At 73.4% G+C, this 8,578-nt stretch carries 8 protein-coding genes; all 8 read right to left on the reverse strand.

Translation table 11 applies throughout. The annotated features are described in order from the left end of the window. On the reverse strand, nt 1-1,380 hold a 1,380-nt coding region (gene murJ / locus H1A17_RS32490), incomplete at its 3' end, for a murein biosynthesis integral membrane protein MurJ (RefSeq protein WP_194823671.1). Between the two features lies 1 nt (nt 1,381). Continuing rightward, the gene (locus H1A17_RS32495) at nt 1,382-2,248 is read right to left on the reverse strand and encodes a hypothetical protein (protein WP_194823672.1); all 867 of its coding nucleotides are present in this window, start codon (nt 2,246-2,248) and stop codon (nt 1,382-1,384) included. A gap of 58 nt (nt 2,249-2,306) precedes the next feature. Further along, entirely contained in the window at nt 2,307-3,242 is a 936-nt protein-coding gene (locus tag H1A17_RS32500) for a copper transporter (RefSeq protein WP_145918987.1), read from the reverse strand. Between the two features lie 27 nt (nt 3,243-3,269). Next, on the reverse strand, nt 3,270-4,448 hold the full coding sequence (gene steA, locus H1A17_RS32505) for a putative cytokinetic ring protein SteA (protein ID WP_145918986.1): 1,179 nt from the start codon (nt 4,446-4,448) through the stop codon (nt 3,270-3,272). A gap of 119 nt (nt 4,449-4,567) precedes the next feature. Continuing rightward, a complete protein-coding gene (recN, locus tag H1A17_RS32510) occupies nt 4,568-6,325 on the reverse strand; it encodes a DNA repair protein RecN (RefSeq protein ID WP_145918985.1) in 1,758 nt (585 codons plus the stop codon). Between the two features lie 159 nt (nt 6,326-6,484). After that, nucleotides 6,485-7,369, reverse strand: coding sequence for an NAD kinase (locus H1A17_RS32515; RefSeq protein ID WP_194823673.1), 885 nt, complete (start codon nt 7,367-7,369; stop codon nt 6,485-6,487). Nucleotides 7,370-7,478: 109 nt separating this feature from the next. Beyond that, on the reverse strand, nt 7,479-8,324 hold the full coding sequence (locus H1A17_RS32520; RefSeq protein WP_145918984.1) for a TlyA family RNA methyltransferase: 846 nt from the start codon (nt 8,322-8,324) through the stop codon (nt 7,479-7,481). Between the two features lie 18 nt (nt 8,325-8,342). Further along, nucleotides 8,343-8,540: a hypothetical protein gene (locus tag H1A17_RS32525; RefSeq protein ID WP_309236926.1), complete on the reverse strand. Its 198-nt coding sequence runs from the start codon at nt 8,538-8,540 to the stop codon at nt 8,343-8,345. Nucleotides 8,541-8,578: the final 38 nt, after the last annotated feature.

Consider the following 8,578-nt stretch of genomic DNA (forward strand, 5'->3'; position numbering starts at 1 on the left):
GGCGGCCCGGCCGGTACCGGCCAGCGCCGCCGGCCCGGCGCTGCGGCGTACGGCGACGACCAGCAGCGCCCCGAGCAGCAGCATGCCGACGGAGTTGGCCAGGGTGACGGCCAGCACCCGGTCGGCGCGCGGCAGCAGCGCCGAAAGCGGCAGCGCGACCAGCGGCACCACCAGCCAGCCGGTGGTGATGGCGGCGGTGGCGGCGCGGGTGGCGCCCCGGGCGTAGAGGGCCCGCGACAGCACGGCGAACAGGCCGTAGCCGACCAGTCCGGGGGCGAACCCGGCGATCGCGGCGGCGGTCGGCTCCGCGCCGAGCGGGAAGAACCGGCCGACCGGTTCGGCGGTGCCGATCAGCGCCGCCGCGCCGAGGAAGCCGAACAGCAGCACTCCCCGGGTGGTCGAGGCGACCGTGCTGCGGTAGCCCTGCTCGTCGCCGGACGCGGCGGCGGCCGACAGGCCCGGGTACGCGGCGACCGCCAGCGGCACCGCGAGCACCGCCCACGGCAGCAGGTAGACGGTCTGGGCCAGGTTGTACACCTGCGGGGAGCCGGTCGGGCCGCCGGAGACCCGGTTGAGGATGACCACCAGGGCGAGTTGTTGGGCGGTGACGGTGACCGCCCCGGCGACGGCGAGCCCACCGACGCGGGCCCGCGCGTCGGCGGGGAACGTGTAGCCGGGCCGCCAGGTCAGCCCGAGCCGCCGCAGCGGAACCAGCAGCGACAGCGACAGCACCACCACCCCGAGGGTGGTGCCGCCGGAGAGGATCAGCTCACCGCCCCGGCTCACCTGTGCGATGCTCGCGTCCCGCCCCTGGGTGACGCCGAAGACGAGGTAGACCACCACGACGGTGAGGCTGGACAGCAGCGGCGCGACGACCGGCCAGGCGAACCGGCGGTGCGCCTGGAGCACCCCGGTGAGCACGATCCCGATGCCGTAGAGCGGCAGTTGCGGGGCGAACACCCGCAGCATCCGCGCCCCGGCGGCCAGTTCCGCCGGGGACCGCCCGTCGGAGATCGCCGCCACGATCGGGTCGGCGAACACCGCCACCAGCGCCGCCAGCGGCACCAGCAGGGTCACCGTCCAGGTCAGCAACGCCCCGGTGGTCGCGGCCACCGCCCGCCGGTCACCGGCCGCGACCGGCCCGGCCAGCAGCGGTACGACGAGACTGGCCAACGCCCCGCCGGCGACGATCTCGAAGATGATGTTCGGCACGGTGTTGGCGATGACGTACATGCCACCGAGGTCGCTGCGTTCGACGACCCAGGTGAACACGGCGGTCCGGCCGAACCCGGCCAGCCGGGCCAGGACGGTGAGCACGGCGATCAGGGCGGCGGCGCCGGCCACCCGACCGGTGCCGGCGAGGGGGGCCGGTCTGGTCACGTCAGTCGGATCGCCGGCCCAGCGCGTCGAGTTCCCGCAGCACCGGGGTGCGCTGGATGACCGCCGTGAAGCTGACCTTCTCGCTGGCCGCGGTGAGCCCGGCGAGCACCGCGAGCAGCCCGGCCCGGCCGAGGGGGCCGGTGCGGGCGGCCAGGGCCACCCCGAGCAGCGCGCCGAGCGCGTTGGCCCCGCTGTCGCCGATCATCACCCGTTCGCCGAGGTCCTCGTCGAGCAGCCCGGCGGCGGCACCGACCGCACCGGCGGCGATACCGGCGTGCGGGCCACCGGCCAACGGCACACCGAGCAGCACCCCCGACTTCAACGCCCGGCCGGGGCGCAGGTCGAGCAGGTTGAGCAGGTTGGCGGTGCCGGCGACCACACCCGCGCCGAGCAGCACATCGGCGGTGCGGCCGAGCGCTCCGTGGCGCTGCCGGCGGGGGTGCGCGGCGACCTTCGGGTCGGCGGCGAGCAACACGGCCGCGGCGAGCCCGGCCGCACCCACCCCGGCGACCTTGACCACCCCGGCGGTGACCCGCCCGGCCCGCAGGGCGGCGAGGTGACCGGCGAAACCCTTGGCGGCCTTCTGCTCCGGACGGGCGCCGACCACGTCGTCGTAGAGGCCGACGGCGCCCGCGCCGAGACCGGCGACGAGCACCGCCGCGCCGGCCGGGACACTGGCCGCGCCGAGCGCGCCCGCGCCGGACGCCCCGACGGCCAGCGCCGGCCCGGCGGCGAGGCTGACGGTACGGCCACGGAAGTTGGTCCGCTCCAACGCCGGCGCCGCCGGGGAGGTACGGGCCTCCCGCAGCGCGTACCGGGCGGCAGCGGCACCGGCGGCGGCGGCGAGCAGCCGCCCGATCCCGCTCATGCGGCACCGCCGGACGGCGCGGACGGGTGGTAACCGGTCACCGGGGTACGTGGTTCGTTCACTGGGGCAGTCTAGGCACCAACGTGGCGTTGTCGCCGACGCCGTACTGACCCGTCCGCTTCTCGGTGAGCTGTTGCACCAGGGCCAGGCTGGTGACCAGCTGCCCCTGCACGGTGTTGGCGTTGTCGACGGTGGAGATGGTCTGGGCGAGCACCGGGTCGCCCCGGACCACGGCCACCAGGTTGCCGCCGGCGGAACCGTTGCCGCCGACGACGATCGCGCCGGTCCGGTCGAACTGCTCGGCGATCTTCACCACCGACTCGTCCTTCTTCGCCGAGTCCTTGTCGACGTACGGCTGCCCGCTGACCACCACCACCGCCTCGGCCGGGCCGGTGACCTTCTCCTCGCTGGTCAGATAGCCGGCGTTGACGTACGCGGCCAGCACCGCCCGCCGGTCGGCGTCGGTCACCGGCGGGGTGCCCTGCGGCCGGTCGAGCAGGACGCTGGCCAGCAGGGCGCTGGACGTCTCCACGCCGTTGCCGTTGCCGGGCAGCGCCGAGGCGGGGGCGGTGGGCCGGGCGGCGGTGACGGCCAACTCCATCAGGCTGGTGTTGTTGTCCGGGTTGACGAACTTGTCCTGGATGTCGACCCGGCCGGTCACGGTGGCCCCGGCGGTCTGGAGCATCTTCAGCACGCCCTCGGTGTGCTCCCGCCCGGTCGGCAGGCTGAGCACCATGACCCGCTTGCCGGTCAACTTGCCCGGGAGCATGATCTGCGCGATCTCGGCGGCGAAGTCCTCCTCCATGTCCAGTTCCTTCTGGAGGCTGTTGACCGACTGCCGCATCTGCTGGTTGTCCTTGCGCAGCGAGTTGACGGTCTCCTTGAGCGAGTCGGCGACCGGCCCGTTGAGGGCGGCCGTGCCGACCACCAGGCCGATCGCCAACGCCAGGAAGACCGCGGTCAGGGACACCACGTGGTACCGGAAGTTGATCACGCTTGCAGCCTCTTGATCGGTCGGGAGCTAGAAGAGCTGGCCGAGCTGGAACACGAAATTGTCCCACCACTCGGAGACCACACCCAAATACGCCTTGCCGACGGTGGAGACCGCCACGGCCGACGCCATCGCGGCGATCGCCGACAGGACCAGCAGCAACAGCGACGACCCGGAGATGCTCTGCCGGTACAGCCGGCTCACCCCCTTGGCGTCGACCAGCTTCCCGCCGACCTTCAACCGGGTGAGGAACGTCGAGGCCATCCCCCCGCGCCCCTTGTCCAGGAACTCCACGAGCGTGGCGTGGGTGCCCACCGCGACCAGCAGCGAGGCGCCCTTCTCGTCGGCCAGCAGCATCGCCAGGTCCTCGCTGGTCGCGGCGGCCGGGAAGGTGATCGCCGGCACCCCGAGCCCGTTGACCCGGGCCAGACCCGGCGCCCGGCCGTCCGGGTAGGCGTGCACGATCACCTCGGCACCGCACCGCAACACGTCGTCGGTGACCGAATCCATGTCCCCGATGATCATGTCGGGGGTGTACCCCGCCTCGACCAGCGCGTCCGCCCCGCCGTCCACGCCGATCAGCACCGGCTTGAACTCGCGGATGTACGGACGCAACACGTCCAGGTCGGCCTTGTAGTCGTAACCCCGGACCACGATCAGGCAGTGCCGCCCCTGCACCGGCGTCTGGATCTCCGGCACACCCACCCCGTCGAGCAGCAGGTCCCGCTCCTGACGCAGGTAGTCCATCGTGTTGGCGGCGAACGCCTCCAACTGCACCGACAGACCCTCCCGGGCGTCGGACATCGCCTTGGCGACCGTCTCGGCATCCTGGAGGTCACCGTGCGCGACCGGATCGTCACCCAGGAAGACGGTGTTGCCCTCGATCCGGACGGTGTCACCCTCCCGGATCCGCTCGAACACCCCCTCACCGAGGTCGTCCAGCAGCACGATGCCGGCGCCGATCAACACCTCCGGCCCCAGGTTGGGATACCGGCCCGACACCGACGGCTTGGCGTTGAGCACCGCCGCGACCCCGACCGCGACCAGCGAATCGGCCGCCACCCGGTCCAGGTCGACATGGTCGATCACCGCGATGTCGCCGGGGCGGAGCCGGCCGACCAGCCGCTTGGTACGGCGATCCAGACGTGCGGTGCCGAGAACTGAGTCCGGTTCCGCGTTCCGGGCCCGGCGCAACGTGGGTAGACGCATCGTGACCATCCTGGCATGGGAGGCAGGCATTTCCGTCGCGACATGCCTGAGCAGGGCCGCCTACCCAGGGAAGCACACCAGAGCGCAGGCCGGTGTGCCTCCGCTCACAATCGTTGCCCTCAGGGCCGCCTTTCCTTCGCCGCAACGGCCAGCAGCTCCTCGGCATGCGCGATACCCAGATCCGAATCCGGCAAACCCGCAAGCATCCGCGCCAGCTCCCGGGCCCGCTCCGTGTCCTCCACCACCCGCACCCCACTGGTCGTCACCGCACCCCCGGTGTCCTTCGCCACCACCAGGTGCCGGTCGGCGAACGCCGCCACCTGCGGCAGGTGCGTCACCACCAACACCTGGTGACTGCGCGCCAACCGGGCCAACCGCCGACCGATCTCCACCGCCGCCTGCCCACCCACACCCGCGTCGACCTCGTCGAACACCAACGTCGGCGGACCACCCGAACCGGCGAACACCACCTCGATGGCGAGCATCACCCGGGACAGCTCACCCCCGGAGGCACCTCGCTGCAACGGCAACGACGGCGCACCCGGATGCGCCAGCAACCGCAACTCCACCTCGTCGGCACCGTCCGGGCCGACCCCGCACTGCACCCCGTTGACCGGCAACGTCGGCTCCGACCGCCCACCCGGCCGGGGCAGCACCGCCACCTCGATCCGCGCGTGCGGCATCGCCAACCCCGCCAACTCCACCGTGACCTGCTCGGCGAACCGCACCGCCGCCTCCTGCCGGGACGCCGACAACCGCCCCGCCAGCTCGGCCACCTCACCGGCCAGCCGCTGCGCCTCCCGGTCCAACTCGTCGAGCAGCTCGTCGGAGGTGTCCAGGTCGGACAACCGGGTCCGGGCCCGCTCCGCCCACGCGATCACCCCGTCGACGTCGTCGGCGTACTTGCGGGTCAACGCCCGCAACGCGGCCCGCCGCTCGTAGATCGTCTGCAACCGGGCCGGGTCGGCGTCCAACGCCGCCAGATACGTCGACAACTCCGCCGACACGTCCGCCACCAGGGTCGCCGCCTCCTCCAACCGGCCGGCCAACTCACCCAGCGCCGGATCGGTGCCGGCCTGCGCCTCCAGGGTCCGCCGGGCGGTACCGAGCAACGCCGTCGCATCCGGCGTGTCGTCGGCCGCCTCCACCCCACCGGCCACGCACAGGTGCGCCAACTGCGCCGCCGTCCGCAACCCCTCGGCATGCTCCAGCCGCTGCGCCTCGGCCTTCAACTCGTCGTCCTCACCCGGCTGCGGATCGACCCGGGTGATCTCGTCCAGCCCCAGCCGCAGCAGATCGGCCTCCTGGTGCCGGGCCCGGGCGTTGCTGCGCCGGTCGGCCAGGTCGTCGACCACCTGCCGCCACCGCCCGTACGCCTCCCGCAGGGCCTCGACCAGCTTCTCGTGCTCGGGGCCGGCGAACCGGTCCAGGGCCGCCCGCTGCTCGGCCGGCCGCAGCAGCCGCAGCTGGTCGGACTGGCCGTGCACCGCCACCACCTGCTCGCCGACCTCGCCGAGCATCGACACCGGCATGCTCCGGCCACCCAGGTGCGCCCGGGACCGCCCCTCCACCGTCACCGTCCGGCTCATCAGCAGCGAACCGTCGTCGTCGGGCCCGCCACCGGCGTCGACGATCCGGGCGTGCACCACGTCGGCCACCCGGCCGTCGAGCCGCAACCGCCCCTCCACCGTCGCCCGGCCCGGCGCGGCCCGCACCCGACCCGCGTCGGCCCGCCCGCCGAACAGCAGGCCGAGACCGGTCACCACCATCGTCTTGCCGGCACCGGTCTCACCGGTGATGACGTTCATCCCGCCGGCCAGCGGCAGGGTGGTGTCCTCGATGACGCCCAGTCCGGTGATCCGCAGCTCTTCCAGCACAGCACCCGACAGTAGACGCGTGCTGCGACAGTTGACCAGCCGGCACGGGGCACCGCACCGGCAGGAAATCCTCCACCGGCCGGCCACCGGCACAGCGCCGCTGGTCGACGGCCCCGCAGGTGACCACGGACACCCGCACCGGTCCCGCCGGGGCCGGGATCAGCGGCGGCTACCGCGCCAACCCTGCACCGGCAGATCGAACTTCGCCACCAGCCGGTCGGTGAACGGCCGGTCCCGCAACCGCACCACCCGCACCGGCAGCGCACCCCGACGCACCGTCACCGTCGCCCCCGGCGGCAGGTCGTAGACCCGCCGACCGTCACAACACAGCACCGCCAGCGTGGTGAACGGATCGACCGTGATGACGAACGTGGACGTCGGCGCGGTCACCAGCGGCCGGCTGAACAGCGCGTGCGCGCTGATCGGCACCAGCAGCAACGCCTCCACCTCCGGCCAGACCACCGGCCCACCACCGGAGAACGCGTACGCCGTCGAACCGGTCGGCGTGGCGCACACCACACCGTCGCAGCCGTACCGGGACAGCGGACGACCGTCCACGTCGACCAGCAACTCCAGCATCTGGGCACGTTCGCCCTTCTCGACGCTGATCTCGTTGAGCGCCCACGACTCGATCGTCGGGCCACCGTCGAACTCGGCGGTGACGTCGAGGGTGAGCCGTTCGTCCACCGTGTAGTTGCGCCCCACCACGTCCCGCACCGCCGTGTCGAGATCGTCGATCTCGGCCTCGGCCAGGAACCCCACCTTGCCCAGGTTGATGCCGAGCAGCGGCACCTTCGCCGGCCGGGCCAGCTCCGCCGCACGCAGGAACGTGCCGTCCCCGCCGAGCGCGAAGACGATCTCGGCACCCTCGGCCGCCTGGAGACCGTCCACCGGCACCACCCCGGGCAGGTCGAGATCCTCGGCCTCCTCGGCCACCACCCGCACCTCGAACCCGGCCGCGCTCAGGTCGGCGGCGACCGCCCGGGCGTGCTCGGTGCTCCGCCGCCGCCCGGTGTGCGTCACCAGCAGGGCCGTCCGGCTCACCGGTGCCACCGTCCGCCCCGCACCCGGCCAGCCCCACCATCGTCGAGGTCCACCGGACCCGCCTCCCGTCCACCCTCGCGGGACACCGTCCCGACACCGCCCAGCACGCTCACCCTGCCACCTTCCCCGACGCCGGGTCCGGCCCGGGGCCGTTCGGCCCGGCGTCCACCACGGCGCGCACCCGCCCGGGATCGGCCGGCGGCGCGTCCCGGCGCAACCATACGAAGAACTCCACGTTGCCACTCGGACCCGGCAGCGGACTGGCCGCGACGTCCGCCAACCCGAGCCCGAGCCCGGCCGCGCTCGCCGCCACCTCCAGCACCGCCTCGGCCCGCAGCGCCGGATCACGCACCACCCCACCGGCGCCGACCCGCTCCTTGCCCACCTCGAACTGCGGCTTCACCATCAGCGCCAGGTCACCGTCGGCCCGGGTACAGCCCGCCAACGCGGGCAGCACCAACCGCAGCGAGATGAACGACAGGTCCGCCACCGTCAGGTCCACCTCCCCGCCGATCACCTCCGGGGTCAGCGTCCGCACGTTGGTGCGGTCCATCGCCCGCACCCGTTCGTCGGTCCGCAACGACCAGGCGAGCTGCCCGTAGCCGACGTCCACCGCGACCACCTCGGCCGCGTCGGCGCGCAACAGCACGTCGGTGAACCCCCCGGTCGACGCCCCCGCGTCCAGGCACCGCCGGCCCGCCACCCGCAACCCGCCGGGACCGAAGGCGGCCAGCGCGCCGGCCAGCTTGTGCCCACCCCGGGAGACGTACTCGTCGATCGGGTCCGCCCCGGTCACCAGCAGCGGATCGGCCGGGTCGACCATCGCGGCGGCCTTGCGCGCGGGCACTCCGCGCAACTGGACCCGGCCGGCCTCGATCAACGCACCGGCCTGCTCCCGGGACCGGGCCAGGCCGCGACGGACGAGTTCGGCGTCGAGCCGGGTACGACGTGCCATGGGGGTGGTTCTCTCCGGTCAGGTCTGGTCGATGGTGGCGAGGGTTTCCCGCAACGTCTGGTACGCCGCCTCGTACTGCGCGATCTGGTCGGCCGGGGACAGACCCTCGGCGTTGGCCATCGCCCGCACGGCGGCGTCGACGGCCGGATGCCGGGCGTCGTCGACCTCGTCGTCACGCCCGCCGACCGGCGGCATGCCCAGGAGCTTGTCAGTGATGGCCACGACGGTGTGCAAGCCGTCCGTCGAGAAGCCCT

Origin of the sequence: Micromonospora sp. S-DT3-3-22, from assembly GCF_015354745.1 — a bacterium.
Taxonomy (GTDB): Bacteria; Actinomycetota; Actinomycetes; order Mycobacteriales; family Micromonosporaceae; genus Micromonospora; species Micromonospora wenchangensis.

Coding starts and splice junctions, on each gene's coding strand:
- H1A17_RS32495 (WP_194823672.1), bottom strand. CDS start 2,248: ATGAGCGGGATCGGGCGGCTGCTCGCCGCCGCCGCCGGTGCCGCTGCC.
- steA (WP_145918986.1), bottom strand. CDS start 4,448: ATGCGTCTACCCACGTTGCGCCGGGCCCGGAACGCGGAACCGGACTCA.
- H1A17_RS32520 (WP_145918984.1), bottom strand. CDS start 8,324: ATGGCACGTCGTACCCGGCTCGACGCCGAACTCGTCCGTCGCGGCCTG.